At 74.7% G+C, this 26724-nt stretch carries 25 protein-coding genes; 15 read left to right on the top strand and 10 right to left on the bottom strand.

Annotated features, from left to right (window positions below; genetic code table 11):
• Positions 1–16: 16 nt before the first annotated feature.
• Positions 17–934, top strand: coding sequence for a phosphoribosylaminoimidazolesuccinocarboxamide synthase (locus tag O7599_RS17875; protein WP_281623150.1), 918 nt, complete (start codon positions 17–19; stop codon positions 932–934).
• 43 nt (positions 935–977) lie between these two features.
• On the opposite strand, the gene O7599_RS17870 is transcribed toward O7599_RS17875, so the two are convergent.
• The 3 genes from O7599_RS17870 to O7599_RS17860 all read right to left on the bottom strand — a co-directional run bounded on the left by O7599_RS17870 (position 978) and on the right by O7599_RS17860 (position 3581).
• Positions 978–1625: a TetR family transcriptional regulator gene (locus O7599_RS17870; RefSeq protein WP_281623149.1), complete on the bottom strand. Its 648-nt coding sequence runs from the start codon at positions 1623–1625 to the stop codon at positions 978–980.
• A gap of 38 nt (positions 1626–1663) precedes the next feature.
• Complete coding sequence (locus O7599_RS17865) at positions 1664–2470, bottom strand: sugar phosphate isomerase/epimerase (protein ID WP_281623422.1); 807 nt, start codon at positions 2468–2470, stop codon at positions 1664–1666.
• A 184-nt stretch (positions 2471–2654) separates the two neighbouring features.
• Positions 2655–3581, bottom strand: a complete 927-nt coding sequence (locus tag O7599_RS17860; RefSeq protein ID WP_281623148.1) for a Ppx/GppA phosphatase family protein — start codon at positions 3579–3581, stop codon at positions 2655–2657.
• Positions 3582–3600: 19 nt separating this feature from the next.
• Here O7599_RS17860 and O7599_RS17855 point away from each other — a divergent pair, with 19 nt between their 5' ends.
• Positions 3601–4446, top strand: coding sequence for a hypothetical protein (locus O7599_RS17855; protein WP_281623147.1), 846 nt, complete (start codon positions 3601–3603; stop codon positions 4444–4446).
• A gap of 6 nt (positions 4447–4452) precedes the next feature.
• Here the strand turns inward: O7599_RS17855 and O7599_RS17850 are convergent, their stop codons facing one another.
• Positions 4453–6279: a sigma-70 family RNA polymerase sigma factor gene (locus O7599_RS17850; protein ID WP_281623146.1), complete on the bottom strand. Its 1827-nt coding sequence runs from the start codon at positions 6277–6279 to the stop codon at positions 4453–4455.
• Between the two features lie 73 nt (positions 6280–6352).
• The gene (locus O7599_RS17845) at positions 6353–6931 is read right to left on the bottom strand and encodes a phosphatase PAP2 family protein (RefSeq protein WP_281623145.1); all 579 of its coding nucleotides are present in this window, start codon (positions 6929–6931) and stop codon (positions 6353–6355) included.
• A 127-nt stretch (positions 6932–7058) separates the two neighbouring features.
• On the opposite strand from O7599_RS17845, the gene O7599_RS17840 reads away from it, so the two are divergent.
• Complete coding sequence (locus O7599_RS17840; protein WP_281623144.1) at positions 7059–7931, top strand: hypothetical protein; 873 nt, start codon at positions 7059–7061, stop codon at positions 7929–7931.
• A gap of 165 nt (positions 7932–8096) precedes the next feature.
• Here O7599_RS17840 and disA read toward each other — a convergent pair whose 3' ends face one another.
• Both disA and radA read right to left on the bottom strand, forming a co-directional pair.
• Positions 8097–9221, bottom strand: coding sequence for a DNA integrity scanning diadenylate cyclase DisA (gene disA / locus O7599_RS17835; RefSeq protein WP_281623143.1), 1125 nt, complete (start codon positions 9219–9221; stop codon positions 8097–8099).
• A gap of 108 nt (positions 9222–9329) precedes the next feature.
• Positions 9330–10784 (bottom strand): DNA repair protein RadA, encoded by a 1455-nt coding sequence (gene radA / locus O7599_RS17830; RefSeq protein WP_281623142.1) that lies wholly within the window; start codon positions 10782–10784, stop codon positions 9330–9332.
• Between the two features lie 194 nt (positions 10785–10978).
• On the opposite strand from radA, the gene ilvD reads away from it, so the two are divergent.
• Positions 10979–12832: a dihydroxy-acid dehydratase gene (gene ilvD / locus O7599_RS17825; RefSeq protein WP_281623141.1), complete on the top strand. Its 1854-nt coding sequence runs from the start codon at positions 10979–10981 to the stop codon at positions 12830–12832.
• A 142-nt stretch (positions 12833–12974) separates the two neighbouring features.
• Positions 12975–13478, top strand: coding sequence for a hypothetical protein (locus O7599_RS17820; RefSeq protein ID WP_281623140.1), 504 nt, complete (start codon positions 12975–12977; stop codon positions 13476–13478).
• 22 nt (positions 13479–13500) lie between these two features.
• Here O7599_RS17820 and O7599_RS17815 read toward each other — a convergent pair whose 3' ends face one another.
• Positions 13501–14100, bottom strand: a complete 600-nt coding sequence (locus O7599_RS17815) for a TetR/AcrR family transcriptional regulator (protein WP_281623139.1) — start codon at positions 14098–14100, stop codon at positions 13501–13503.
• Between the two features lie 118 nt (positions 14101–14218).
• On the opposite strand from O7599_RS17815, the gene O7599_RS17810 reads away from it, so the two are divergent.
• The 8 genes from O7599_RS17810 to O7599_RS17775 all read left to right on the top strand — a co-directional run bounded on the left by O7599_RS17810 (position 14219) and on the right by O7599_RS17775 (position 21864).
• A complete protein-coding gene (locus O7599_RS17810) occupies positions 14219–15427 on the top strand; it encodes an MFS transporter (protein WP_281623138.1) in 1209 nt (402 codons plus the stop codon).
• A gap of 112 nt (positions 15428–15539) precedes the next feature.
• Positions 15540–15944 carry a winged helix-turn-helix domain-containing protein gene (locus O7599_RS17805; RefSeq protein WP_281623137.1) on the top strand — a complete coding sequence of 135 codons (405 nt, stop codon included), beginning with the start codon at positions 15540–15542 and terminating at the stop codon, positions 15942–15944.
• Positions 15941–16234, top strand: a complete 294-nt coding sequence (locus tag O7599_RS17800) for a hypothetical protein (protein ID WP_281623136.1) — start codon at positions 15941–15943, stop codon at positions 16232–16234. Before O7599_RS17805 ends, O7599_RS17800 begins: the two co-directional genes overlap by 4 nt.
• 159 nt (positions 16235–16393) lie before the next feature.
• Positions 16394–18526: an MMPL family transporter gene (locus tag O7599_RS17795; protein ID WP_281623135.1), complete on the top strand. Its 2133-nt coding sequence runs from the start codon at positions 16394–16396 to the stop codon at positions 18524–18526.
• 95 nt (positions 18527–18621) lie between these two features.
• Complete coding sequence (locus O7599_RS17790; protein WP_281623134.1) at positions 18622–19440, top strand: ABC transporter ATP-binding protein; 819 nt, start codon at positions 18622–18624, stop codon at positions 19438–19440.
• Complete coding sequence (locus O7599_RS17785) at positions 19437–20174, top strand: ABC transporter permease (protein WP_281623133.1); 738 nt, start codon at positions 19437–19439, stop codon at positions 20172–20174. The genes O7599_RS17790 and O7599_RS17785 overlap by 4 nt, the downstream gene beginning before the upstream one ends.
• A gap of 113 nt (positions 20175–20287) precedes the next feature.
• Entirely contained in the window at positions 20288–21115 is an 828-nt protein-coding gene (proC, locus tag O7599_RS17780) for a pyrroline-5-carboxylate reductase (RefSeq protein ID WP_281623132.1), read from the top strand.
• Between the two features lie 11 nt (positions 21116–21126).
• Entirely contained in the window at positions 21127–21864 is a 738-nt protein-coding gene (locus O7599_RS17775; RefSeq protein ID WP_281623131.1) for a response regulator transcription factor, read from the top strand.
• Here the strand turns inward: O7599_RS17775 and O7599_RS17770 are convergent.
• Positions 21798–22613 carry a DedA family protein gene (locus O7599_RS17770; protein ID WP_281623130.1) on the bottom strand — a complete coding sequence of 272 codons (816 nt, stop codon included), beginning with the start codon at positions 22611–22613 and terminating at the stop codon, positions 21798–21800. The two genes, O7599_RS17775 and O7599_RS17770, sit on opposite strands and share 67 nt — an antisense overlap.
• Positions 22614–22722: 109 nt before the next feature.
• Between O7599_RS17770 and O7599_RS17765 the strand changes: the two genes are divergently transcribed.
• Positions 22723–24573: a histidine kinase gene (locus tag O7599_RS17765; RefSeq protein ID WP_281623129.1), complete on the top strand. Its 1851-nt coding sequence runs from the start codon at positions 22723–22725 to the stop codon at positions 24571–24573.
• 88 nt (positions 24574–24661) lie between these two features.
• On the top strand, positions 24662–25480 hold the full coding sequence (locus tag O7599_RS17760; RefSeq protein WP_281623128.1) for a DUF4097 family beta strand repeat-containing protein: 819 nt from the start codon (positions 24662–24664) through the stop codon (positions 25478–25480).
• On the opposite strand, the gene trpS is transcribed toward O7599_RS17760, so the two are convergent.
• Positions 25458–26519, bottom strand: coding sequence for a tryptophan--tRNA ligase (gene trpS, locus O7599_RS17755; RefSeq protein WP_281623127.1), 1062 nt, complete (start codon positions 26517–26519; stop codon positions 25458–25460). The two genes, O7599_RS17760 and trpS, sit on opposite strands and share 23 nt — an antisense overlap.
• Positions 26520–26724 lie beyond the last annotated feature (205 nt).

The raw sequence follows: 26724 nt of genomic DNA, 5'->3' as shown, positions 1-26724 counted from the left end.
GCCCCCGGAGGGATCCGTGCCCGGTTTCGTGGAGAAGCCCCAGCCCGTAGACGTGCCCGGCCTCGTGCACCTGCACACCGGCAAGGTCCGGGACCTGTACGAGGACGCCGACGGCCGCCTGGTGATGGTGGCCGGCGACCGGATCTCCGCGTACGACTGGGTGCTCCCCACCGAGATCCCCGACAAGGGCCGGATGCTGACCCGGCTGTCGCTGTGGTGGTTCGAGCGGATCGCCGACATCGTGCCGCACCACGTGCTGTCCACGGAGCTGCCCGAGGGCGCCCCCGCCGACTGGGCGGGGCGCGCCCTGGTGTGCCGCCCGCTGCGGATGGTCCCGGTGGAGTGCGTGGCCCGCGGCTATCTGACGGGCTCGGGGCTCGTGGAGTACGCCGAGACCGGCGCCGTCTGCGGGGTCGACCTGCCGCCGGGGCTGACCGACGCCTCCGCGCTGCCCGCGCCGGTCTTCACGCCGGCGACGAAGGCGGAGGTGGGGGAGCACGACGAGAACGTCACGTACGAGGACGTGGTCCGCCGCGTCGGTCCGCTCGTCGCGGCGGAGCTGCGGCGGGTGACGCTGGAGTTGTACGGGCGCGGGCGGGACCTCGCGCGCGAGCGGGGGCTGATCCTGGCGGACACGAAGTTCGAGTTCGGCTACACCGGCGACGCGGTCGGCGAGGGCGAGCTGGTCCTCGGCGACGAGGTGCTCACTCCCGACTCCTCGCGTTACTGGGGCATCGACGACTGGCGTCCGGGCCGGCCGCAGCCGTCCTTCGACAAGCAGTACGTCCGCGACTGGCTGACCTCCGCCGAGTCCGGCTGGGACCGGCACGGCGAGGAGCCGCCGCCGGAGCTGCCGGCGGAGGTGGTGGAGCGTACGCGCGAGAAGTACGTGGAGGCGTACGAGCGGCTGACGGGGGAGCGCTGGGACTCCTGACCCGGCCGGGGCGGCGCGGCACCGCCCCGGCCGGGCCGCGGCGTCAGACGGTGGGCGGCGGCGGCACGCCCGTCAGGTGGTACTGCACGATCGGCGCCAGCCAGCCGATCAGCTCCTCCGGGTCGGCCGAGGCCATCGGGTCGAGCCGGACGATGTAGCGCAGCATCGCGGTTCCCACGAGCTGCGCCACGGCCATCTCCGCGTGCATCGCGCCGTCCGGCTGCGGCATCATCGGCGCGATCCTGTGCAGCACGTTGCGCGTGACGATGCCGCGGAAGATGGCGGCGGCCGTCTCGTTGCTGACGGCGGAGCGGACGACGGCGAGCAGCGGCTCGCGCGAGCGCGGGTCCTCCCAGACGCTGAAGAAGAAGCGGGTCACGCGCTCGCCCGCGCTGTCGATCGGACCGCCGACGACGGCGTCGTGCACCGCCACCGTCGGCGCGAAGGTGCTCTCCAGCGCCGCTTCGAAGACGTGTTCCTTGGTGCCGTAGTAGTGGTGGACCAGCGCCGGGTCCACGTCCGCGGTCTTCGCGATGCCGCGGATGGACGTCTTCTCGTAGCCCCACTCGGCGAACTCCGAGCGGGCCGCCGCCAGTATTCGGTCTCTCGTGCCGGGCCCGTCGGCGGCGGCGCCGCGCCGGGGGCGGCCCCGGCCCCGTTTCGGAGCGTCGGCGGTGTTCTCGTGCGTCACGACGTTGTGCCTTTCCCCGGTCTTACCTGTGCCCGGACTTACGACGGCGTGCCCCGCGGGACCGGTGCCGCGAGGTTGAGCCGGGTGAACGCCAGCGACTCCGCGAGGTCCGACTCGCGCTCGGCCGCCGACATCGCCCGCCGGGTGTTGATCTCCACGACCACCTGCCCGCCGAACCCGCGCGCCGCCAGCCGCTCCAGCATCTCCGCGCACGGCTGGCTGCCGCGCCCGGGCACCAGGTGCTCGTCCTTGCCGGAGCCGGAGCCGTCGGCCAGGTGCACGTGGCACAGCCGGTCGCCCATGCGGTCGGCCATCTCCAGCGCGTCGTTGCGGGCGGTGGCGGTGTGCGAGAGGTCCAGGGTGTGGTGGCGGTAGTCCTCGTTGGTGACGTCCCAGTCGGGCGCGTACGCGAGCATCTCCTTCTCGCGGTAGCGCCACGGGTACATGTTCTCCACAGCGAACTGCACCGCCGTCTCGTCGGCCATGCGCCAGACGCCGCGCACGAACTCGCGCGCGTACGAGCGCTGCCAGCGGAACGGCGGGTGCACCACGACGGTCTCGGCGCCCAGCTTCTCGGCGGCCGACTGCGCGCGGCGCAGCTTCTCCCACGGGTCCCGCGACCAGACGCGCTGCGTGATCAGCAGGCACGGCGCGTGGATGGCGAGCACGGGCACGCCGTGGTGGTCGGAGAGGCGGCGCAGCGCCTCGACGTCCTGGCTGACGGGGTCGGTCCAGACCATGACTTCCACGCCGTCGTAGCCGAGGCGGGCGGCGGTCTCGAAGGCGGTGGCGGTCGACTCGGGGTAGACGGAGGCGGTGGACAGGGTCACCCGCGCGTCGGGCACCGAGACACCGCGGGCGGCGCTTTCGGCCCCGGCGCGGTCCGCGCGCCCGGCCCCGGCCACACCGGCCCCGCCGCGCGCGTCCGTTTTGTCGGTCTCGCCGGTTTCGTCCTGCTCGTCGGTCCGGTAACGGGAAGCTCCAGCCACGGAGACAGCGTACGCGGGCCTCGTGCGCGCCCCCGTCCCGTCAGGGCAATTGGTCCAGCCGCTTGAGGATCACGCCCTCGCGCAGTGCCCACGGGCAGATCTCCACGGTGTCCACCCCGAACAGATCCATCGCCCCCTCCGCCACCAGCGCCCCCGCGAGCAACTGCCGCGCCCTGCCCTCCGACACCCCGGGCAGCTCCGCCCGCGCCTCCGCGGTCATCTCCGCCAGCCGCGGCACCCACTCCTCCAGCGACGCCGCCGTCAGCGCCCGGTGCACGTACAGCCCCTCCGCCGACCGTGCGGCGCCCGCGATCCGCGCGAGCTGCCGGTACGTCTTCGACGTCGCCACCACGTGATCCGGCTCACCGAGCCGGCTGAACTCGCTGACGACCCGCGCGATCTGCGCGCGCACGTACCGCCGCAGCGCCCGTACGTCATCGGTGGCGGGCGGGTCCCCCGGCAGCCAGGCGGTGGTCAGCCGGCCGGCGCCGAGCGGCAGCGACACGGCCTTGTCGGGGTCCTCGTCGATCCCGTACGCGATCTCCAGCGACCCGCCGCCGATGTCCAGGACCAGCAGCTTCCCGGCCGACCACCCGAACCAGCGGCGCGCGGCCAGGAACGTCAGCCGCGCCTCCTCCTCGCCGGTGAGCACGGTGAGCTTCACGCCCGTCTCGTCGGCGACCCGCGCGAGGACGGACTCGGCGTTGGCCGCCTCGCGGACCGCGGAGGTGGCGAACGGCAGCACGTCTTCTGCGCCCTTGTCCTCCGAAACCTGCAGCGCCTCATGGATCGTGGCGATCAGCCGCTCGACCCCGTCGTCGCTTATGGCGCCCTCCTCGTCGAGAAGCTCGGCGAGTCGCAGTTCCGCCTTGTGCGAGTACGCGGGCAGGGGGCGGGCACCGGGGTGCGCGTCCACCACCAGCAGGTGCACCGTGTTCGAGCCCACATCCAGAACGCCGAGTCGCATAACGGGAAACGCTAGCGCCTTGCCCCGCGGACGTACGCTGGGTCACGTGAGCAAGAGGAAGAAACAGGGCAAAACGCAAGCCGGTTCGGTCGTCGTACGCGAGAATGCCGCGCGGTCGGAGGAGGTCGGGCTCGACTTCGCCCGCGCGTGGGTGGAGTTTCCGGACCCCGCCGACGACGAACAGGTCTTCCGCTGCGACCTGACGTGGCTGACGTCACGCTGGTCGTGCATCTTCGGCCGCGGCTGCCAGGGCATCGACGCCGCGGGACCCGACGACGGCTGCTGCACGCTGGGCGCGCACTTCTCCGACAAGGACGACGAGAAACGGGTCGCCGGCCACGTGCGGCGGCTCACCCCCGAGCTGTGGCAGTACCACGCGGAGGGCCGGGGCCCGGACGGCTGGATCGAGACCGACGAGGACGGCGAACGCAAGACCCGCCGCGTGGACGGCGCCTGCGTCTTCCACAACCGCGCCGGCTTTTCCGGCGGCACGGGCTGCGCCCTGCACCTGCTGGCCCTCCGCGAGGGGCGCGAACCGCTGGAGACCAAGCCGGACGTGTGCTGGCAGTTGCCGGTGCGCCGGTCCTACGAGTGGATCACGCGCCCCGACGACACCAAGATCCTGATGATCTCGATCGGCGAGTACGACCGCCGCGGCTGGGGTCCGGGCGGGCACGACCTCCACTGGTGGTGCACGTCGGCCCCCTCGGCCCACGGCGGCGGGCGGCCGGTGTACGTGTCGTACCGGCCGGAGCTGGTGGAACTGATGGGCGAGCGGGCCTACGACCGCCTGGCGGCCCTCTGCGAGGAGCGCCTGCAGGGGGCACGGAACGGGGCCCTGCCGGCGCCCCACCCGGCGGACTGAGGGCCCTCAGCCCGCCCGCGACGGCACCCGCGCCGGGGACGACGAGCCCGGCGCGCTCGGGTCCGGGGCGGACGGCGTCGGCGTGGGGCCGGGGTCCGAGGGGCTCGGGCCGGGGTCGGACGTCGACGGATCCGGGTCCGACGGGGAGGGGTCCGGGTCGGAGGGCGACGGCGCCGGGTCCGACGGGTCCGGTGACCCCGGCGGTGACGGGGAGTGCGGCCGGTCCGGCGCCGGCGGGCGGGCCGGCGACTGCGGGCCCGTACGGCCCGCGCCCGAGCCGGTGATCAGGATCGCCGCGCCGCCCGGGGACACGTACACCCGCGCCTGCCAGGCACCGCGCGGCTCGCTCGCCTTCGCCACCGTCACCGCGACCGTCGTGGCCTCGCCGGGCCGCAGGGTCCCGTAGGTCGCGCTGAACCGCAGCCACCCGCCGTCCGTGCCGATCCGCCAGTCGACCGGCGCACCGCCGGACGCCCGCAGCCGCAGATAGGTGGTCTCCCCGGCCGGCCACGCCTCCACCGTCAGCCTGCCGGGCCCGATGCCCGGCCGGCCCGGGGTCGGGCCGCCGTGGTCGACGACCTCCACCGACACGTCCGGGCGGTTGCCGCGGCGATCGGACGACCGCGGCGCGTCGTCGTGCGCGCTGCCGGCCTTCTCCACCGGGCGGCCGTCCAGCTTCTCCGGGTCGTCCGCGCCCGCGCTCGGCGGCGGCCAGCCGGACTGCGCCTCGCCCGGCGCCTGCGCGCCCCGGTTCGCGGCCCACAGCGCCAGCACCGGCGCCGCGAGGACGGTGGCCACGACGGTCGACGTCACGGCCCGGGAGCGCAGCCGGCCGCGGCGGGCGGCCCGGTGCCGGGGGTCGCGGGGGTAGCCGCGGCGGTCGAAGCTCGGCGGGTGCGCGAAGCGGGTGCGCTGGGCGTGCAGCATCGCCGTGTACGCAGCCGCGCGGGGCGCCCGGAGCACCGGCAGCGGGCCCTCGGGCCGCGCGGCCCGCAGCGTGCCCGGCCAGGCCCAGCCGGCGCCCGCGCGCTCGGCGGCGCGGCGGCACTCGGCGCAGTCGTCCACGTGCCGGACCAGCTCGCGGCTGAGGGCGGCGCTGAGGAACAGCCGGCTGTCGCCGGCGAGCCGGGCGATGGCGGGGCAGCCGTGCTGGTCGACGACGGCGAGCGCGGCCCGGGTCCTCTCGACCTCGGCGGCGGCGGTGGACAGCAGCACGCGGGCGGCGTCCGGGTGCCGGCCGAGCACGGTGGCGACCTCGTCGGCGGGCAGCCGGTGGCGTACGGCGAGCTCCAAGGCCTCGCGCTGCTCGGGCGTCGTGCCGGCGGCCTCGGGCCAGGCGAGCGCGGTCAGTTCGCGGCGGTGCAGGCGGGCGGCGGCTTCCGCGGCTTCCAGGGACTCCGGGGCCGCCGCCTCCGGTACGGGTTCCACGGCGGAGGATCGCTTCTCCTCGGCCGGGGCGGCGGGCCGCCGCTGCGCCGACCGGAGGGCCGGCCGGTGGGTCAGGCGGTGCGCGGACCGCTCCGACCGGTGGGCCGGTCGCTGGGCCGGCTTCTGCGCCTGCTTGTGCGCCGGCTTCTGATCCAGGCGGCGCACACAGGCCCAGCGGGCCAGCGAGTACAACCAGGGCCGCCACTCGGCGGGCGTCGCGGGCCGCCGCCGCGGCTGGCGTTCGGCGATCGCGAGCACGTCGCCGAGGGCGGCGACGGCGTCGTCGTGGTCGCACAGCACCGACATGCAGTAGGTGAACAGGCCGTCCAGATAGGGCTCGTACTGCTCGGGCGGGTGCTGTGGCGGCGGCTGCCGGGCGGGTTCGGGGTCGGGGCTGCTCGTCACCCCGCGAACGTAGGCGCATAGTCGCGTACGGATCGGGGTAGTTCGGCGCTTCTCACTCCGACGGGTGACGTTGTCACTCAATGGGGGACGTCTGGGGCGGCTCCGTCACCGCGGCCCGTCGAGGGCGTCCGCCGGCACTCCCGGTCCGTATCCGCGCAGAGCCCGCGCAGGCCCCCGCGACCGCCGCGCCCAGGGCGAGACCCGCCGCGACGTCGAGCGGGTAGTGCACGCCGACGAAGACCCGCGACACCGCCAGCAGTACGCCGAACGGCAGCACCCACGCCGTGATCCGCGGCCACGCCACCGCCAGCGCGACGGCCGCGGCGCCGGCGATCGTCGCGTGGTTGCTGGGGAACGACCAGTCGCCCGGCGGCGGGCAGTCCGCCAGCGGCGCCGCCGCGCCGCGCACCGCCCGGCACGGCCGCTCCCGCTCGACCCACACCTTCAGCAACTCGCTGATCCCGTACGCCGCCACCGTGCCCGCCGCCCCCGCGACCACCGGCGCGCGCCGCGGCGCCGCCCACCACGCGGCGGCGAAGAGCGCGGCCAGCAGCAGCAGCCCGGCGTCCGTGCCGAACTCGAAGAGTGCGTGCAGCCACTCGGGGGTCCGGCGGGCGAGCGAAGTGACGTCCCGGTACAACTCGTCGTTCATGCCCGGACGGTACGAAGCGTGTTCGGTTCACCACTTCCGGCGAAAGTCAGTACGCTCCCCTGACGAAAGTCAGACTGCGCGGCGGGTACGGGACCGTCTGGCGCCCCAAGTCTCGTAAGGTTTCCGCGTGGGATCTTTCCGCCGACCTGTCGGTCCGCTGCCGTCCGCCATCTACTGGCGGCGCCGGGCGGTTCTGCTCGGCCTGCTCGCCGTGCTCGCGATCTTCGCCGTCCTGGTCATCAACCTCGGGGGCGGTAGCGAGAACACCGCCGACGAGGGCAAGAACCCGGCGGAGTCGATCACTCCGGGACCGACGGACGACTCGTCGGTGATCGACAACCCGCCCGGGGGTCGCGACGAGGACGGCGGCGGCTCCGCGGGCTCCGGCGGCTCCGACGACGAGAACGGCGGCGGCACGGGCGACTCCGAGGGCTCGGACGGCTCCGGCGGCTCCGACGGCGGCACCTCCGACGGCGGCGGCTCCGGCGACGGCGAGGACGGCGGCTCCGCGGGCGGTGGCGGCTCCGACGGCGGTTCCGGCTCCGCGGGCGGCTTCGGCGTGGGCTCGGACGGCGTGCCGGCCGGCTCCTCCATGGCCGCGTGCGACGCGGGCGACGTGGAGCTGACGCTGCGCAGCGAGGAGCGCTCGTACGCGCCGGGGGAGCGGCCGGTGTTCGAGCTGACCGCCGTCAACTCCGGCGGCGAGGACTGCAAGCTGGACTTCTCGCCGACCTCGGCGGTGCTCACGATCTCGACGGCGTCCGGCGGCGAGAGCCGCTGGTGGGCGTCGGACGACTGCCCGTGGACGACCGACCCGATCCTGCTGGCGGTGCCGGCGGGCAGCGAGGTCTCACGGACGTACGAGTGGGACATGCGGGCGAGCGAGCCGGGCTGCGCGACGCCGAAGGCGTCGACGGCCGGGGCGGGGAGCTACGAGGCCGAGGTCAGCGCGGACGGCTTCGGGACGGCCACGGCGCCGTTCGTGCTGGAGAAGGCGTAACGGCCCGGCGGGCTGCCTCTCCCGCGGGCGTCCGCGTACGGGTGTGGGCGGCCGTGTGTTCTCCGGCGGCACCGGGGTGCGGGGCGTTGACGGCCGCACGTCCCACGAGGGCGCTCGGGTACGGGCGTTGACGAATCCCGTGTTCCGCGTCCCGCGCCCGCCGCGTCAGACGTAGCGCTCCAGGATCGACGACTCCGCCAGCCGCGACAGCCCCTCGCGCACGGACCGGGCCCGGGCCTCGCCGACGCCGTCGACCGTCTGCAGGTCGTCCACGCTGGCCGCGAGCAGCTTCTGCAGGCCGCCGAAGTGCTCGACCAGCCGGTCGATGACGGCGCTGGGGATCCGCGGCACCTTGGCCAGCAGCCGGTAACCGCGCGGCGAGACCGCGGCGTCCAGGGTCTCGGGCACTCCCGTGTAGCCCAGCGAGCGGGCCACGATGGGCAGTTCGAGCAGCTCGCCGTGGGAGAGCCGGTCCAGCTCGGTGAGCGCGCGGTCCACCGTGTACGGACGGCGGCCGGTGCGCTCCGGGACGTAGTCCCGGACGACGAGCTGGCGTTCCGGCTCGACGCCGGCGATCAGCTCGTCGAGCTGGAGGGACAGCAGCCTGCCGTCCGTGCCCAGCTCGACCACGTACTCCGCGATCTCGGTGGCGATCCGGCGCACCATCTCCAGCCGCTGCGCGACGGCGGAGACGTCCCGCACCGTCACCAGGTCCTCGATCTCAAGTGCGGAGAGGGTGCCGGCGACCTCGTCCAGCCGCAGCTTGTACCGCTCCAGGGTGGCCAGCGCCTGGTTCGCCCGGGAGAGGATCGCGGCGGAGTCCTCCAGCACGCGCCGCTGGCCGTCGACGTACAGCGCGATGAGCCGCATCGACTGGCTGACGGAGACGACGGGGAAGCCGCTCTGGATCGACACCCGCTGCGCGGTGCGGTGGCGGGTGCCCGTCTCCTCGGTGGGGATCGAGGCGTCGGGCAGCAACTGCACGCCCGCGCGCTCGATGCGGGTGATGTCGCGGTCGAGGACCACGGCGCCGTCGAGCTTGCACAGCTCACGCAGCCGGGTCGCGGTGAACTCGACGTCCAGCACGAAGCCGCCGGTGCAGATGGACTCGATGATCTTGTCCGTGCCGAGCACGATGAGCCCGCCGGTGTTGCCGCGCAGGACCCGCTCCAGGCCGTCGCGCAGCCCCGTGCCGGGCGCGACCGCGCTCAGCGCGGCCCTCACCGCGGCATCGGAGCCGGAACTGCCGCCGGCTCTGCCCGGGGCGCCCGCCCGGTCGCCTGCTGCCACTGGAACCCTCCGGAGTCCTCCGGTCGTCGTTTCGGTGCTCCACGCGCGCCGGGCGGCGCACGCACGAGCCCCCTGCGCTCCCCCGCACGGAAGAGACCGGGGCAAAGTCTACCGGCGAGCCTCCTCGGGCTGCCGGGACTCCCTCGGCTCTCTCTCCCCACCCGGCTCCCGGGACCCGCCGCCCCCGCGCCGCCGGCCGGCCGGCAGCGCGCGCAACGCGTCCGCTATGTCCCCGACTTCCCGTACTTTCATGCCCGCGGGCACCTTGCCCGGATCCGCCGGCACGAGCGCCTGCGTGAACCCGAGCCGGGCCGCCTCCGCCAGCCGCCGGGCCACCCCCGTCACCCGCCGCACCTCGCCGGCCAGGCCGACCTCCCCGATCGCGACCAGGTTCTTCGGCAGCGGGGTGTCGCTCGCGGCGCTGGCCAGCGCGAGCGCGACGGCCAGGTCGGCGGCCGGCTCGGAGAGCTTCACCCCGCCGACGGTGGCGCTGTAGATGTCCCGCTTGGACAGCGCGCGGATGTCGCCGCGCTGCTCCAGCACGGCCAGCATCATCGAGACCCGGGACGTCTCCAGACCGGACGTGGTGCGCCGGGGGGAGGGGATCTGCGAGTCGACCGTCAGCGCCTGCACCTCCGCGACCAGCGGCCGGCGCCCCTCCAGGGTCACCGTCAGACAGGTGCCCGGCACGGGGTCGTCCCGCCGGGTCAGGAACAGGCCGCTGGGGTCGGCGAGGCCGATGATGCCCTCGTCGTGCAGCTCGAAGCAGCCGACCTCGTCGGTCGCGCCGTATCTGTTCTTCATGCCGCGGACCAGCCGCAGGCGGGCGTGCCGGTCGCCCTCGATGTGCAGCACGACGTCCACCAGGTGCTCCAGCAGACGGGGGCCGGCGATGGCGCCGTCCTTGGTCACGTGCCCGACGAGGATGGTGGCCATCCCGCGCTCCTTGGAGGCCCGGATCAGCGCGCCGGCGACCTCCCGCACCTGGGCCATGCCGCCGGGCGCCCCGTCGATCTCGCCGGAGGCGACGGTCTGCACGGAGTCCAGCACGAGCAGGGCGGGCTTGACCTCGTCGAGATGGGCGAGGACCGCGGCGAGGTCGGTCTCGGCGGCCAGATACAGCCCGTCGCTCAGCGCCCCGATGCGGTCGGCGCGCAGCCGGACCTGGCCGGCGGACTCCTCCCCCGTCACGTACAGCGTGCGCTCCCCGCCGACCGCGGCCTTCGCGGCGACGTCGAGCAGCAGCGTCGACTTCCCCACCCCGGGCTCGCCGGCCATCAGCACCACGGCGCCGGGCACCAGCCCGCCGCCGAGCACCCGGTCCAGCTCCGGCACGCCGGTGCCGCGGGCCTCGACCTGGCGGGCGTCGACCTGCGCGATGGGCAGCGCGGACGTCGTGACCCGGCCGGCCGCCGTGGTCTTGACCGCGGGTGCGCCGACCTCCTCGATCGTGCCCCACGCCTGGCACTCGGGGCAGCGGCCGAGCCACTTCACGGTCGACCAGCCGCACTCGGCGCAGCGGTACGCGGGGCGGTCCCTGCCGCCGCTCTTACGGGAAGCCATGCGCCTAACGTAGCGGGACGTACTGACACCGCCGGGAGTTGTCCACAGGCGGCCCGCCCGCCCCTCGCCGCACGGCCTCCGGCCGGGGGTCCCGCGCACCCCGGCCCGTCCCGGACTGTGGACAACCGGTCCGGAACGTGGGCGCGGGGGCGTAGGCTCGGAGGCTCAGATGTGCCGCTCCCCGGGAGGGAAACATGCCCGCGCTGAGGTCCCGTACCGTCACCCACGGTCGCAACATGGCGGGTGCCCGCGCCCTCATGCGCGCCTCGGGCGTAGCGAACGAGGACATCGGGAAGCCGGTCGTCGCGGTCGCCAACAGCTTCACCGAGTTCGTCCCCGGCCACACGCACCTGGCGCCCGTCGGCCGCATCGTCTCCGAGGCGGTCAAGGCCGCCGGCGCGGTGCCGCGCGAGTTCGACACGATCGCGGTGGACGACGGCATCGCCATGGGCCACGGCGGGATGCTCTACAGCCTGCCCTCGCGCGACCTCATCGCCGACTCCGTGGAGTACATGGTGGAGGCGCACTGCGCCGACGCCCTGGTCTGCATCTCCAACTGCGACAAGATCACCCCCGGGATGCTGATGGCCGCCCTCCGGCTGAACATCCCGACGGTCTTCGTCTCCGGCGGCCCCATGGAGGCCGGCCGCGCCACCCTCGTGGACGGCACGGTCCGCAAGCTCGACCTGATCGACGCCATGGTGGACGCGGCGAACGACAGCGTCTCCGACGCCGACGTGCTGCGCATCGAGGAGAACGCCTGTCCCACCTGCGGCTCGTGTTCCGGCATGTTCACCGCCAACTCGATGAACTGCCTGACCGAGGCCATGGGCCTCTCCCTGCCGGGCAACGGCTCGGTGCTCGCCACGCACACCGCCCGCCGGGCGCTGTACGAGGCCGCGGGCCGCACGGTCGTCGAGCTGACCACGCGGTACTACGAGCAGGACGACGAGACGGTCCTCCCGCGCAACGTCGCGAGCCGCAGCGCCTTCGAGAACGCCATGGCCCTCGACATCGCCATGGGCGGCTCGACGAACACGATCCTGCACCTGCTGGCCGCCGCCCAGGAGGCCGGCCTCGACTACGGTCTTGCGGACATCGACGCCGTCTCCCGCCGGGTGCCGTGCCTGGCCAAGGTGGCGCCGAACGTCGCGCCCTCCGGGACGTACTACATGGAGGACGTGCACCGCGCCGGCGGCATCCCCGCCATCCTCGGCGAGCTGTACCGCGCCGGCCTGCTGAACGAGGACGTGCACGCCGTGCACGCTGACTCGCTCGCGGACTGGCTCAAGCGGTGGGACGTCCGCGGCGGCTCCCCGTCGCCCGAGGCCGTCGAGCTGTGGCACGCGGCGCCCGGCTGCGAGCGGTCGGCGACGGCGTTCTCGCAGTCCGAGCGCTGGGAGTCCTTGGACACCGACGCCGAGGGCGGCTGCATCCGCTCCCTGGAGCACGCGTACACCAAGGAGGGCGGGCTGGCGGTGCTCAAGGGCAACATCGCGGCGGACGGCGCCGTGGTGAAGACCGCGGGCGTCGACGCCTCCATCCTCACCTTCGAGGGCCCGGCCGTCGTCTGCGAGTCGCAGGAGGAGGCGTGCGACAAGATCCTCGGCAAGCAGGTCAAGGAGGGCGACGTCGTCGTCATCCGGTACGAGGGCCCCAAGGGCGGCCCCGGCATGCAGGAGATGCTGTACCCGACGTCGTTCCTCAAGGGCCGCGGCCTGGGCAAGGCGTGCGCGCTGGTCACCGACGGCCGCTTCTCCGGCGGGACGTCGGGGCTGTCCATCGGCCACGCCTCCCCGGAGGCGGCGGCGGGCGGCGCGATCGCGCTGGTCGAGGACGGTGACCTGATCCGTATCGACATCCCGAACCGCAGCATCGAGCTGCGGGTCGACGAGCAGACGCTCGCCGAGCGCCGCGCGGCCCTCGGCGGGCGGTACGTGCCGAAGAGCCGCGAGCGCAAGGTGTCCACGGCCCTGCGGGCGTACGCGGCGATGGCGACCAGCGCCGACAAGGGCGCGGTGCGGGACGTCAGCAAGCTGGAGGGCTGAGCGCGGCGCGGGCACCGTCCGCGGCGCGGCGGGCCGGGCCGCAGCGCGGCTGCCGGCCCGTAGCGCCGCGCGGTCCGTCCCGCGCCGCCCTCGGTACGGGGGGTGGAGACGCGCCGCGGAACGCTCCGCGATAATCGGGTGCGTGACCGACAAGCAGCAGCCCGAGAGCACCGATGGCGCGCCCCTGCCCGAGCCCCTGCGGTTCTTCGGCACCACCTGGGTCGACCGCTCGGGCGGCTACTGGGCCCGCCGCGTCGGCATCGCCGTCCTGGCGCTCGCGCTGGCCGCCGGCGGCGCGTTCGTGCTGGCGCTGTCGTACAACGGACTGCGGCTCGCCGACAGCGGCGGCCTCATACAACTGCTGATGCTCGTCGCCTTCGCGGTCTGCAGTTCGCTGGCCTTCACCCGCACCCTGAACGGCTTCAGCCGCGCACACGAGGCGGGACCTGCCGACAGCTCGTTCCGCCCGATCCGGGTCATCGGCTTCGTCGGCGTGCTGCTGGCGTACACGGTGCGGAGCTTCGTCGAGGCCCCGGGCGAGGGGATGCTGCGCAGGGACTACGAGGACCGGCTGGAACGGCACGCGCGCCGGCGCTCGTCCCGTACGGGCAACCCGGCGAAGCGCAAGCGCAAGAAGCGCCGCTGACCGCGGCACCGGCGCCCGCGCTCTACGCCCCCTCCCTCGCCCCCGCGTACGCGGCCACCCACCCGTCCGCCAGGTCCGCCAGCCGGTGCACCGCCGCCGTGGTGCGCAACCGGTCGCCGGTGTTGAGCATGTCGATCTGCAGCCCCGCGAAGGCCGCGTTGAGCAGCGTCGCGTAGCCCGTCGCCGCCTCCGCCGGCACGCCCCGGTCGCGGAACCAGCCCGCGACGAACTCCACCCGGTCCGCCAGCAGCCGCGACGTCGCGCCGCCGAGCCGGTCGCCGGCGGCGAGCCCCTCGATCTCGTGGATGAGCCGGGTGAGCGGCAGGTGCTCCGGCGTGAGGTGGTACTCCCACGTGGCCCGGACGACCTCGCCCATGCCCATCGCGCCGTCCGCGCCCGGCAGCCCGGCCAGCCACTCCCGCTGCCGCTCGTCCAGCCGCGTCAGCGTGGCGGCCAGCAGGTCGGCCTTGTCGGCGAAGTGGTGCGTGAGCACGCGCGTGCTCTGCCCCAGCTCCTTGGCCAGCGGCCGCATCGAGAGGGTGGCGAGCCCGTGGTCCACGAGGTAGTCGACGACCGAGTCGAGCAGGGCGGTCTTGCGGGCCGGGTCGGCGGGTCTGGGCATGGCTCTCCTGGTACGGGTCGTCCGGCCGTCCGCGTACGCACGCGCCCGGGCAGGCACGTACGCGCAGGGCGGGGAAACCGGTGGACGCCGTTAGGGTAACGACTGTTACCTTAACGGCATGGACGAGAATCCCTCCCCGCAGCACACCCTCCTCCGCCGCTCCCTGCCGGGCTGGCTGATCGCGCTCACGCTGACGACCTTCACATTCTCCACCGACGACTACCTGGTCGCGGGCGTACTCCCCGGCATCGCCGACGACCTGGACGTCTCCGAGGCCGCGGTCGGGCAACTCGTCACCGTCTTCTCCCTGGTACTCGCGCTCGCCGCCCCGGTCGCCTCCGTGGTCACCGCGACCTGGCCCCGCCGGCCCCTGTTCACCGTCGCCCTCGCGGTGTTCGCCGCCGCGAACTTCGCCATGCCGCTCGTCGCCTCCTTCCCCGTCCTGATGGCGCTGCGCGTGGTCGCCGCGCTCGCCGCCGCCATCGTGGTCCCGGGCGCGCTCGGCGCCGCCGCGGCCCTCGCACCGCCGGAGCGGCAGGGCCGCTACATGGGCACGGTCTTCGCAGGACTGACCACGTCGCTGCTGCTCGGCGTGCCGCTGGGCACCTGGGTCGGCGCGGTCGCGGGCTGGCAGGGCGCGTTCGTGCTCGGCGGCCTCCTGGGCGTCGCCTCCCTCGCCGCCCTGTACGCGACCCTGCCCGAGCCGCCCCGCGGCCAGGCCCTGCGCCTGGCCGACCGGCTGACCCCGCTGGCCCGCCCCGCGCTGCTCGTCGGCCTCGCCGCCACCGCCGTCGCCGTCCTCGGCAACCTGATGGTGGTCACCTACCTCGCCGTCTACCTCCGCGACCTCGCCGGCATCGGCCCCACGGGGCTCGGGGTCGTCTTCGTGCTGGCCGGCCTCGCCGGCATCGTGGGCAGCCAGCTCGGTGGCCCTGCCGCCGACAGATGGGGCGCGGAGCGCGCGCTGCTGATGGGCTGCGGGGCGTTCGCACTGGTGATGCTCGGGCTCCTCGCCTGCTGGCCGCTGCGCCCCGCGCCGCTGGTGCTGGTCGTGCCGCTGCTGCTGCTGTGGTCCGCGGCGGCCTGGTGGATCCCCCCGGCCGCCAGCGCCCGGCTGCTCCGCCTCGCCGGCCCGGCCGGCGCGCAGGCCCTCGCGCTCAACAGCAGCGCCGTCTACCTCGGCGTCGCCGCCGGCGGCGCGGTCGGCGGCGTGCTCCTCGACGCCTACGGCAGCGGCGCGCTCCCGGCCGGCGCGGCGGCGGCGCAGGGCGTGGCGCTCGCCCTCTTCGGCCTGGCCTCCCGCCGGGCTTCTCAGGGGAAACCCTGAGCTCCGCCCGGGGTCACCCCCAGAGGTCCCGGACATGTGTCAGGTTTCTTTGACAGGTGTGCGCGACACCTGTCAGCTTTGACTGACACACCGACGCACGAAGGGGCCGCAGATGGCACGGACGCCCGCTCCGGCCCCCACCGGGGACGAACTCCTCAAGGTCTTCGCGGCGCTCGGCAATCCGCACCGCCTGCGGATCGTCGCCGCGCTGCACGAGGGCCGGAACTACGTCAGCCGGCTGGCCCGCGAGATCGGCATGAGCCGCCCGCTGCTGCACATGCACCTGCAGCGGCTGGAGGCCGCGGGCCTGATCACCGGCTCGCTGGAGCTGTCCGAGGACGGCAAGGCGATGAAGTTCTACGAGGTGGTCTCGTTCCGGTACGAGCTGACTCCCGGGCTGATCGGGGAGGCCGCCCGCACCCTCGGCGACGGTGACGGTGAGCCGGAAGGCCCGCCGCCCGGGAAGGACCAGACCGGCACCGGGAAGCCCCCGACGGTGAAGGAAGAAACCAGATGAACGAGCAGACGGTGCACCTCGCCGACAGCGGCGATACGGTCGGTGCCGTGGTCGGCGCGGTCGGCGCGGCCGGGTTCTTCGCGCTGCTGATCGTGGTGGTCTGGCAGATCGCCGCCACCTGGCGGGCCAAGATGCTCGCCGCCCGCGAGGAGCAGTACCGGCAACTGGTCGTCAAGTACCAGCAGTTGCTGGAGGACAACCTCGAACTGCACCGCCGCAGCATCGACGAGCTGACCGAGGCGCGGCGCTCCATCAGCTCGATGGAGAAGATGATGCGCGAGATCGAGTAGCGAGCGACGCGTACGGGCCGGAAGCGGCAACTTCCGGCCCGTACGAGGACGAAGCAATCCCCGGCACACCCCCGCGCCACGGCCTGGTCGGCAAACCACAGCGGCCGCGGTGCGGGCCCGTCGTGCGCCCGATTCACTTCTGTTGAAGGAGACCATCCCATGTCCGCTCGGATCAAGCAGCTCGTGGCTGCCCCCGGAGGACGCCGCACGAAATGGCTCGTACTGGCCGCCTGGATACTCCTCCTCGTCGCGCTCGGCCCGCTGGCCGGCAAGCTCGGCGACGTCGAGGACACCGGCCCCAACGCCTTCCTGCCGCGCAGCGCCGAGTCCGCCGAGCTGAACACGGCGCTGGAGAAGTTCCGCGGCGATCCCGACGACGAGATCATGCCCGCCGTCGCCGTCTACAGCGTGCCGGACGGCGCGATGACGGCGGCCGGGAGGGACGAGGCGGCGGCCGACGTGCGGGCGTTCGCGCCGTACGTCGCCGAAGGCGAGCGCGTGACCCCGCCGGTCCCGTCCGACGACGGCGGCGCGCTGATGACCGTCGTGCCGCTCACCGACGAGGAGGACCTCGGCGACACCGTCGACGCCGTCCGCGACGTGGCCGCCGAGGGCGCACCGCCGGGAGTCGACGTGCGGGTGGGCGGCCCCGCGGCCTCCCTCGCCGACTCCGTCGCCGTCTTCGACTCCCTCGACGCGACGCTGATGCTCGCGACCCTCGCCGTCGTCACCGTCCTCCTGCTGCTGACGTACCGCAGCCCCCTGCTGTGGCTCTTCCCCGTGCTGGCGGTCGGCTTCGCCGCCGTCCTCACCCAGGCCGGCACCTACCTCCTCGCCGAACACGCCTCCCTGCCGGTCGACCCGCAGGCCGCCGGGATCCTGATGGTCCTCGTCTTCGGCGTCGGCACGGACTACGCGCTGCTGCTCATCGCCCGCTACCGCGAGGAGCTGCACCGCCACGAGGACCGCCACGAGGCCATGCAACTGGCGCTGCGCCGCTGCTTCCCCGCGATCCTCGCCTCCGCCGCCACCATCGCGGTCGGCCTGTCCTGCCTGTACTTCGCCGACATCAGCTCCTCCCGCTCCCTCGGCCTGGTCGGCGCGGTCGGCGCGGTGTGCGCGTTCCTCGCGCTGGTCACGGTGCTGCCGGCGCTGCTGGTGATCGTCGGCCGCTGGGTCTTCTGGCCGTTCGTGCCGCGCCACGGCACCCCCGCGCACGGGCACCGCACGGTGTGGGCGCGGATCGGCGCCGCGGTCGCGCGCCGGCCGCGCTGGTCGTGGCTGATGTCGCTCGGCGTGACGGCTCTGCTCGCGTTCGGCGTCGTGGGCATGGACTTCGGGCTGAAGCAGTCGGAGCTGTTCCAGGACAAGCCCGAGTCGGTCGTCGCCCAGGAGCGCATCTCCGCGCACTACCCCTCCGGCGCCTCCGACCCGGCCGACATCGTCACGAACGCCGCCGCGAAGGACGCCGTACGGGCCGCGGTCGCGAAGGTCGACGGCGTGGCAGGGGTGGCGGACGGCGAGACGACCCGCGACCTGGCCGCCCTGCGCGTCACCCTCGACGACGCACCCGACTCCGACGCGGCCAAGGACACGGTCGACGCCCTGCGCGCCGCCGTCGGCGCCGTCGAGGGGGCGGACGCGCTGGTCGGCGGCACGACGGCGGAGTCGCTCGACACCCAGCGGGCGGCCGGCCGCGACCTGCGGGTGGTCGTGCCGATCGTGCTGCTGGTGGTCTTCCTGGTGCTGATCGGGCTCCTCCGCGCGCTGGTGGCCCCGCTGGTGCTGCTCGCCACCGCCGTCCTGTCGAACGTCGCCGCGCTGGGCGCCTCGTACCTGCTCTTCGACCGCGTCTTCGACTTCGCCGCGGTCGACTGGTCGATCCCCCTGATGGGCTTCGTGTTCCTGACCGCGCTCGGCATCGACTACAACATCTTCCTCGTCACCCGGGTCAGGGAGGAGGTCGCGCGCCACGGCCACGCGCAGGGCGTCGTCACCGGCCTGACGTCGACCGGCGGCGTGATCACCTCGGCGGGCATCGTGCTGGCCGCGACGTTCTCGGTCTTCGCCGGGCTGCCGCTGGTGACGATGGCGCAGTTGGGCGTGCTGGTCGGGGTGGGCGTGCTGCTGGACACGTTCCTCGTCCGTACGGTCATGGTGCCGGCGCTGGCGCTCGACCTGGGACGGTGGACGTGGTGGCCGGGCGCGCTGTTCCGACAGGAGACGCGGCGGGCGGCGGCGCCGGGCGGTGCGGAGGCCGCGTTGCCGGAGGCGGACCGCGTACGGGCCTGAAGGGCGCGGTTCGTACGGGAAGCAGGGGGCACCCGGCCCACCGGGCGCCCCCCGCCCCGCTTGACAGCGCTCCCGACCCACCGGATGTTCAGCAGATGAGCACTACGAGCCCTGGCGCCGTCCACGCCCGCGGGCTGACCGTGGTCCGCGGCGGCACCACCGTGCTCCACGATCTCGACTTCGACGTCCCGCGCGGCCAGGTCACCGGCCTCCTCGGCCCCTCCGGCTGCGGCAAGACCACCCTCATGCGCGCCGTCGTCGGCACCCAGGCGCGCGTCACCGGCACCCTCGACGTGCTCGGCGAACCCGCCGGCGCCGCCGGCCTGCGCCACCGCATCGGCTACCTCACCCAGGAGCCGTCCGTCTACCGCGACCTCACCGCCCGGCAGAACCTCGACTACTTCGCCGCCGTCCTCGAACCCCGCGCCGGCCACGCCGAACGCCGCGCCCAGGTCGAGCGCGCCCTCGCCGACGTCGACCTCACCGACCACGGCGACAGGCTCGCCGGCCGCCTCTCCGGCGGCCAGCTCTCCCGCGTCTCCCTCGCCGTCGCCCTCCTCGGCAGCCCGGAGCTGCTGGTGCTCGACGAGCCGACCGTCGGCCTCGACCCCGTCCTGCGGCGCGACCTGTGGCGGCTGTTCCACGAGATCGCCGCGCGGGGCGCCACGCTGCTCGTCTCGTCGCACGTGATGGACGAGGCGGAGCGCTGCGAGCGGCTGATGCTCATGCGCGCCGGGCGGATCCTCGCCGACGACACCCCCGACGGGCTGCGTGAGCGGGTCGGAAGGGACAGCGTGGAGGAGGCGTTCCTGCGGCTCGTGGACGCGGAGCGGCAGAAGGAGCAGGAGGAGGAACGGCGGCGGGAGGAGCAGCGGGAGAGGCGGCACGGCGAGCGCGAGGAGGCCGCGCCGTGAACGTCACCCGCACCCTCGCCACCACGCGCCGCGTCCTGCGGCAGCTCGGCCACGACCGCCGCACCATCGGCCTGATCCTGGGCGTGCCACCGGTCATGATGGCGCTGCTCCACTGGGTCTTCGAAGGCGACGAGCGCACCTTCGACTCCATCGGCGCCTCGCTGCTCGGCATCTTCCCGCTGATCACCATGTTCCTGGTGACCTCCATCGCCACCCTGCGCGAACGCACCTCCGGCACGCTGGAGCGGCTGCTGGCCATGCCCCTCGGCAAGGGCGACATGATCCTCGGCTACGCCCTCGCCTTCGGCGCCCTGGCCACCGTCCAGGCGGCGCTGGCCACCGGGCTCGCGGTGTGGTTCCTGGACCTGGGCGTCGCCGGGTCGCCGTGGCTGCTGCTCGTCGTCGCGCTGCTGGACGCGCTGCTGGGCACGGCGCTCGGGCTGTTCGTGTCGGCGTTCGCGGCGACCGAGTTCCAGGCGGTGCAGTTCCTGCCCGCGGTGATCTTCCCGCAGGTGCTGCTGTGCGGGCTGTTCGCGCCGCGCGACTCGATGCAGCCGGTGCTGGAGGCGATCTCCGACGTGCTGCCGATGTCGTACGCCGTGGACGCGATGAACGAGGTGCTGCGGAGCGACGGGGTCACCGCCGACTTCTTCCGCGACCTCGCGGTCGTCGGCGGGTGCGCGCTGCTGGTGCTGGGCCTCGGCGCGGCGACGCTCCGGCGGCGTACGGCGTGAGCGGGCGCCGGGCCAGGACCGGCCGCCGCTCGACCCGCCGCCGCTCGACCGCCGGCGGTCCGGCCTGTGGATAACTTCGCGGGCTGTCGGGGCGCGGTGCGAGGATGGACGGCATGACCCAGAAAGTCGCCGTACTCGGCGCCGGAAAGATCGGCGAGGCGCTGCTCTCCGGCATGATCCGCGCCGGCTGGTCGCCCGGCGACCTGCTCGTGACCGCCCGCCGCCCCGACCGCGCCGAGGAGCTCCGCGGTCGCTACGGCGTGGAGCCCGTCTCCAACGGCGACGCCGCCAAGCGCGCCGACACCCTCATCCTCACCGTCAAGCCGCAGGACATGGGCACGCTGCTGGACGACCTCGCGCCGCACATGCCGGCGGACCGCCTGGTCGTCTCCGCCGCGGCCGGCATCCCCACGGGCTTCTTCGAGGAGCGGCTGCCGGAGGGCGTGCCGGTGGTCCGCGTCATGCCGAACACGCCGGTGCTCGTGGACGAGGGCATGTGCGTCATCTCCGCGGGCAAGCACGCCGCGGAGCAGCACCTGGTGAGGACCGAGGAGATCTTCCAGCCCGTCGGCAAGACGCTGCGCGTCCCCGAGGCGCAGCAGGACGCCGCAACGGCCCTGTCCGGCTCCGGCCCGGCGTACTTCTACTTCCTCGTCGAGGCCATGACCGACGCCGGGATCCTCCTGGGCCTGCCGCGCGAGAAGGCCCACGACCTCATCGTGCAGGCCGCCATCGGCGCGGCGGTCATGCTGCGCGACAGCGGCGAGCACCCGGTCAAGCTCCGCGAGGCGGTCACGTCCCCGGCGGGGACGACGATCAACGCGATCCGCGAGCTGGAGAACCACGGCGTGCGGGCGGCCCTGATCGCGGCGATCGAAGCGGCCCGCGACCGCAGCAGAGAGCTGGGCACGGGCCCGGCCGCCGGCGCCAAGCGCACGTAGGGGAGCCGGGGATGACAGCGCAGCCGCCGCCCGGGCCGACCGCTTCCGGGCCCGGCGCGATCCGGGTCCTGCTCGCCGACGACGAGGCCATGGTCCGCGGCGGCGTCCGGGCCATCCTCGCCGCCGCGGCCGACATCGAGGTCGTCGCCGAGGCCGGCGACGGCCGCGAGGCCGTCGAGCTGACCCGGCGGCACCGCCCCGACGTCGCCCTGCTCGACATCCGCATGCCGGTGCTCGACGGCCTGGGCGCCGCCGCCGAGCTGCGCCGGGCCGCGCCGGGCACGGCGGTCGTGATGCTCACGACGTTCTCCGAGGACGAGTACATCGCCGGCGCCCTCGACAGCGGCGCCGCCGGCTTCCTGCTCAAGTCCGGTGATCCGTACGAGCTGATGGCCGCCGTCCGCGCCGCCGCCTCCGGCGCCTCGTACCTCTCGCCCCACGTCGCCCGCCGCGTCATCCAGCGGGTCAGCGGCGGCCGGCTGACCCGCGAGAAGGAGGCGCGCGAGCGCGCCGCGGCGCTCACCCCGCGGGAGCGCGAGGTGCTGGCGCTCGTCGGCGCCGGACTGTCGAACGCGGAGATAGCCGGGCGGCTGCACCTGGTGGAGGGCACGGTGAAGGCGTACGTCAGCCAGGTGCTGGCGCGCCTGGAGCTGAGGAACCGGGTCCAGGCCGCCATCCTCGCCTACGAGGCGGGCTTGGTGGACGCCGGAGGGGACGGGTCGCCCGCTCCGGGACAGGGCTCGCGGTAGGCACCCTCGGCGCCGACCGCCTCCGGTCCCCGCGCCGCTCCGGGCCGACCCCCGGCAGCCTCCGACCGGTCCGCGGACCCGCTCGTCGTGAAGGCCGCATCCGCACCGCCCGGTCCGCCACCCGCCGGGTGCGCCGCTCCGGCGCCACGCGCGCGCCGGAGCCGCAGGGCCCGCACGCCCTCGTGCAGCAGCGTGATCCCGAACGCGAGCCCCAGCCCCAGCGCCACCCCCCGCAGCGGCTCGTCCTCGAAGGCCGCGCCGCCCGCGTAGCCGAGCGTCGTCCCGTACGCCGCCCAGGTCACCGCCGCGAGGACCGCGTACCGGGTGAACGTCCGGCGCGGAAAGCCCGTCGCCCCCGTCGTGAGCGTCGCCGCCGTCCGGCCGCCCGGGATGTAGCGCGCCACGACGAGCACGAGCCCGCCCCGCTCCGCCAGCATCCGCCCCACCCGCTCGTACGCCCGCTGCGCCCGGCTCCCCGGCCGCAGCCGCTCGAAGACCCGCGGCCCGGCGCGGCGGCCGATGAGATAGGAGAGGTGATCCCCGGTCAGCGCCCCCAGGGCCGCCACCACCGCCACCGCCACCGCGTCCGGCTGCCCGTCGGCCGCGGCGAACACCCCCAGGGTGATCACCAGCGTCTCGCTCGGCACCACCGGGAAGAAGCCGTCCAGCGCGGCGATGCCGAAGAGCGCCACGTACACCCACGGGGTGCTGACCACGCCCTCGACGGCGTGAATGATCGCGTCGTTCATGCCGCTCACGCTAGGAACGCGGCCCGCGCGCCACCGCGCACGGAAGTCAGCACCTCCCCCTGACTTTCGTCAGGTGCCCGGCCGCCCCCGCCCGCCGTACCGTGGCCGCATGACCGGCACCGACCGGCTGCCCGGCACCCCGCGTCGCACCCTGCCCGACCGGCTCCGCCCCGGCCGCCCCGACCGCCCCGACGAGGACCGCCCCGCGGACGACCGCCCCCACGACGACCGCGAACCGCCCGGGCGGCGTCGCCCCACCACGACCGGGACCCTCCGCCGCGTCCTGCGCAGCGAACGGGCCGCCGACCTCCTCCTCTGGCTGGTCCTCTCCCTCCCCGTCGTCACCGCCGGCGGTCTCCCCGGCGCCGAGCAGGTGGCCGGCCTCGACCTGAGCTGGATTCGCGCCGCCGCCGTCCCCCTCCTCGCCCTGGCCGTCGCCGTCGGCCGCCACCGCCCCCTGCTCGCCGCGGCGGTCCCCGCCGCGCTGGCGCTGTCCGCGACGCCCGAGCTGTTCACCAACCAGTTCGTCCTCGCCCAGGTCGCCCTCTCCTTCCTCCTCGGCCGCCGCACGGACCGCCCGCGCAGCGCACTCCTGCTCTTCGGCGCGGTCGCCGCGGCCGGCCTCGTGCTCGCCCGCACCGTCCCCGGCGCGACGTTCTCCGGCTGGGCGACGCTGGTGCTCACCGTGCTCTTCGCGATGGTGCTCCCGTGGCTGCTCGGCCGGTACGCGCGCCAGCACGCCGCGCTCGTCGGCACCGGCTGGGAGCTGGCCGAGCGGCTGGAGCGCGAGCAGGAGCTGACCGCCGACCGCACCCGGCTGCGCGAGCGCTCCCGCATCGCCGGGGACATGCACGACTCGCTCGGCCACGAACTGACCCTCATCGCCGTACGCGCCGCAGCCCTCCAGGTCGCCCCGGGCCTCGACGCCGCCGCCCGCAAGGAGGCCGCCGAACTGCGCGAGGCCGCGGCGACGGCCACCGAGAAGCTGCGGGAGGTGATCGGCGTGCTGCGCGAGGACGACGAGGGCGCGCCGGTGCACCCGGCGGACGACAGGGTGGAGGAGCTGGTCAGGCGGGCGGCGGCGTCGGGCATGCGGGTGCGGCTCGTACGGGACGAGGACCGCGCCCGCGACGCGGAACGTGACGCGCGCACGGCCGAAGACCAACCCCCGGGCGGCCGGGGAGACCCGGCCCCGGCAACGCCGGCGCCGACAACACCGGCACCCGCCCCCACCCCCCTCCCGCCGGCGGCCGACCGGGCGATCCACCGCGTCGTCCAGGAGGCCCTGACCAACGCCGCCAAGCACGCCCCCGGCGCCCCGGTGACCGTGCGCCTCCGCCACGACGCCGACCACGCCGAGGTCACCGTCGTCAACGGCCCACCGCCACGGACCACACTGAAAGACGCGAAAGAGGCCAAAGCGCAGCAAACCTCCGGCGGCTACGGCCTCGTCGGCCTCGACGAGCGCGTCCGCCTCGCCGGCGGCACCCTCCGTGCACAGCCTGTGGACGGCGGCTTCGCCGTCACCGCCCGCCTCCCCCTCGCCCCCGGCGCCGCCCCCGCCCCACCGCGCGAGTACGCCGCCCGGCGCGAACTGGCCGCCGCGCGCCGCCGTGTGCGCCGCGGCATCCTCGACGCGATCTGGATCCCGGTCGTCGGCACCGTCGTCCTCGGCGTGCTCCTCTTCGGCGTCGACCTCTACACCTCCCACCGCTCCGTCCTCGACGCCGACACCTACGACACGCTGCGCATAGGCCAGTCCCGCGACACCGTCGAACGCCGCCTCCCCGCCTACGAGGCCGACGTCAACACCCGCCCCCCGGCCGCCCCCGCCGACCCGCCCGGCACCGACGACTGCCTCATCTACCGCACCACCCCCTTCACCCTCGACCCGTCCTACCGCCTCTGCTTCACCGACGGCCGCCTCTCCCACAAGGACAAGGTCGACGCCGACCCGTAGCCCGCCGCCCACCCGGGGGTTACCCCCACCCGCGCCCGGTGGCCCGCAGGATGGGGCGCGGACGCCCGCGCCCGTAGCGTCGTACGACATGAAGCCGAAGCCCGCGGCCCTCGCCGCCCCCGCGCTCGCACTGGCCCTCGCCGCCGCCGCGACCGCCTGCACCCAGGCGGTCGGCGACGGCAAGGCCGAGCACCGCACCTTCAGCATCGGCGACGACGCCACCACCCTCACGATCGACGCCGACGACACCGCGGTGGAACTGGTGCCGGTCGACCGCGAGGGCGGCGAGGTCGACGTCACCCGCTGGTTCGAGGCGGAGAAGTGGAACGGCGACGTCGGCACCGAGTGGTCGGCCGACGGCGACACCCTGCACTTCCGCACCACATGCAGCGGCGTCGTCGTGAGCTGCGACTCCCGCTACCGCGTCGAGATCCCGCGCCACCTCGCCGTCGAGATCGACGGCAGCGACGGCCGCATCGAGGCGAACGGCTTCGACACCCGCCTCGACATCACCAGCGGCGACGGCGCGGTGGCGGTAGCCGACGCCGGCGGCCCCCTGAACATCGAGGCCCGCGACGGCTCCGTCAGCATCGAGGGCGCGGCGGGCCCCGTCGACCTCGACGCCCGCGACGGCTCCGTCCGCGCCACGGACCTCACCGCCCCCCGCGTCACCGCCGCGCTCGGCGACGGCAGCCTCCACCTGGGCTTCGCCGCCACCCCGGACGAGGTCACCGCCGACTCCCGCGACGGCAGCGTGACGGTGGAGGTGCCGAAGGGGCCGTACCGGGTCAGCACCGACGTACGCGACGGCAGCACCGACGTCACCGTCCCGCGCGACCCCGCCAGCCCGCACCGCATCAAGGCCACCACCGCGGACGGCAGCGTCACGATCCGCCCGACGGGCTGACCGCACCGAACGCGGGCAGCAACCCGGCCGCGGCATAGGCCGCGTCCACCCGCGGCCGCGCCATCCCCCGCGCACGCTCCGCCCCGCGCGCCAGCACGCCCTCGACGTACGCCGGATCGGCACTCAGCTCCGCATGCCGCTCTCGCACCGGCCGCAGCATCTCCACCACCGCCTCGGCGGTGTCCCGCTTGAGCCGCCCGTACGACGTGTACTCACCCGCCAGCTCCGCCGGCTTCCGCCCGCCGCACCCGGCCAGGATCTCCAGCAGGTTCGCCACCCCCGGCTGCGCCTCCCGGTCGTACGTCACCTCAGCCCGGCTGTCCGTCACGGCCCGCATCACCTTCCGCCGCACGGTGTCGGGCTCGTCGAGGAGATGCACGATCCCGGCCCGCGCCGCGGCGCCGTCGTCGGACTTGCCCATCTTCGCCGCCGGGTCCTGCAGGTTCATGACCCGCGCGGCGACCGCCGGCCGGGTGACCCGCGGCACGGTGAACACCCGCCCGAAGCGCTGGTTGAACCGCTGCGCCAGATCCCGCGCCAGCTCCACGTGCTGCGCCTGGTCGTCGCCGACCGGCACCTCGTCGGAGCCGAAGGCGAGGATGTCGGCGGCCATGAGCACCGGGTACGTCAGCAGCGACAGCCGCACGCTCCCGCCCCTGGCCCGCTCGCGCGCCGCCTTCTCCTTGTACTGGATCATCCGCCGCATCTCGCCGTCCGCGGCCGTGCACTCCAGCAGGTAGGACAGCCGCGCATGCTCGTCCACGTGACTCTGCACGTAGACGGTGCACACCGCGGGATCGAGCCCCGCGGCCAGCAGCAGTTGCGCGGCCTGCCGACTCAGCCGCCGCAGCCGCGCGGGCTCGTACGACACGGTCATGGCGTGCAGGTCGACGACGCAGAACAGCGCGTCGGCCCGATGCTGATCCACCTCGACCCAGCGCCGCACGGCACCCAGGTAGTTCCCGAGCGTCAGATGCCCGGTGGGCTTCACCCCGCTGAAGATCCGTACCCGCGAGCCCCGCGATCCGTACGCCGTCATCGTCGTCCCTCTCGTCCTCTGCCGGAGACCGCCGCATCGACGGCCGGCGAGCGAGAGAGCACGCGAAACGGCCGCCGAACCGGCGGCCGTTGAAGTCGCGCGCACCCGCGCACCCGAGGTCGGCCGCCGTCAGGCGGCCCACCACTGCTGGGTGCGCGTAGGTACTGTCACGCGCCCCACCGTACCGTGGACCCGCGTCTGAGGT

The sequence above is a fragment of the Streptomyces sp. WMMC500 genome (genome assembly GCF_027497195.1).
Lineage (GTDB): Bacteria > Actinomycetota > Actinomycetes > Streptomycetales > Streptomycetaceae > Streptomyces.
Note: the sequence above shows the minus strand (reverse complement) of the source record. Positions and strands in the feature narration are given on the sequence as shown.

Coding starts and splice junctions, on each gene's coding strand:
- proC (WP_281623132.1), top strand. CDS start 20,288: ATGACCCAGAAAGTCGCCGTACTCGGCGCCGGAAAGATCGGCGAGGCG.
- O7599_RS17805 (WP_281623137.1), top strand. CDS start 15,540: ATGGCACGGACGCCCGCTCCGGCCCCCACCGGGGACGAACTCCTCAAG.
- O7599_RS17860 (WP_281623148.1), bottom strand. CDS start 3,581: ATGCGACTCGGCGTTCTGGATGTGGGCTCGAACACGGTGCACCTGCTG.
- O7599_RS17760 (WP_281623128.1), top strand. CDS start 24,662: ATGAAGCCGAAGCCCGCGGCCCTCGCCGCCCCCGCGCTCGCACTGGCC.
- O7599_RS17790 (WP_281623134.1), top strand. CDS start 18,622: ATGAGCACTACGAGCCCTGGCGCCGTCCACGCCCGCGGGCTGACCGTG.
- O7599_RS17810 (WP_281623138.1), top strand. CDS start 14,219: ATGGACGAGAATCCCTCCCCGCAGCACACCCTCCTCCGCCGCTCCCTG.
- O7599_RS17765 (WP_281623129.1), top strand. CDS start 22,723: ATGACCGGCACCGACCGGCTGCCCGGCACCCCGCGTCGCACCCTGCCC.
- O7599_RS17845 (WP_281623145.1), bottom strand. CDS start 6,931: ATGAACGACGAGTTGTACCGGGACGTCACTTCGCTCGCCCGCCGGACC.
- O7599_RS17800 (WP_281623136.1), top strand. CDS start 15,941: ATGAACGAGCAGACGGTGCACCTCGCCGACAGCGGCGATACGGTCGGT.
- ilvD (WP_281623141.1), top strand. CDS start 10,979: ATGCCCGCGCTGAGGTCCCGTACCGTCACCCACGGTCGCAACATGGCG.
- O7599_RS17770 (WP_281623130.1), bottom strand. CDS start 22,613: ATGAACGACGCGATCATTCACGCCGTCGAGGGCGTGGTCAGCACCCCG.
- O7599_RS17775 (WP_281623131.1), top strand. CDS start 21,127: ATGACAGCGCAGCCGCCGCCCGGGCCGACCGCTTCCGGGCCCGGCGCG.
- trpS (WP_281623127.1), bottom strand. CDS start 26,519: ATGACGGCGTACGGATCGCGGGGCTCGCGGGTACGGATCTTCAGCGGG.
- O7599_RS17795 (WP_281623135.1), top strand. CDS start 16,394: ATGTCCGCTCGGATCAAGCAGCTCGTGGCTGCCCCCGGAGGACGCCGC.
- radA (WP_281623142.1), bottom strand. CDS start 10,784: ATGGCTTCCCGTAAGAGCGGCGGCAGGGACCGCCCCGCGTACCGCTGC.
- O7599_RS17815 (WP_281623139.1), bottom strand. CDS start 14,100: ATGCCCAGACCCGCCGACCCGGCCCGCAAGACCGCCCTGCTCGACTCG.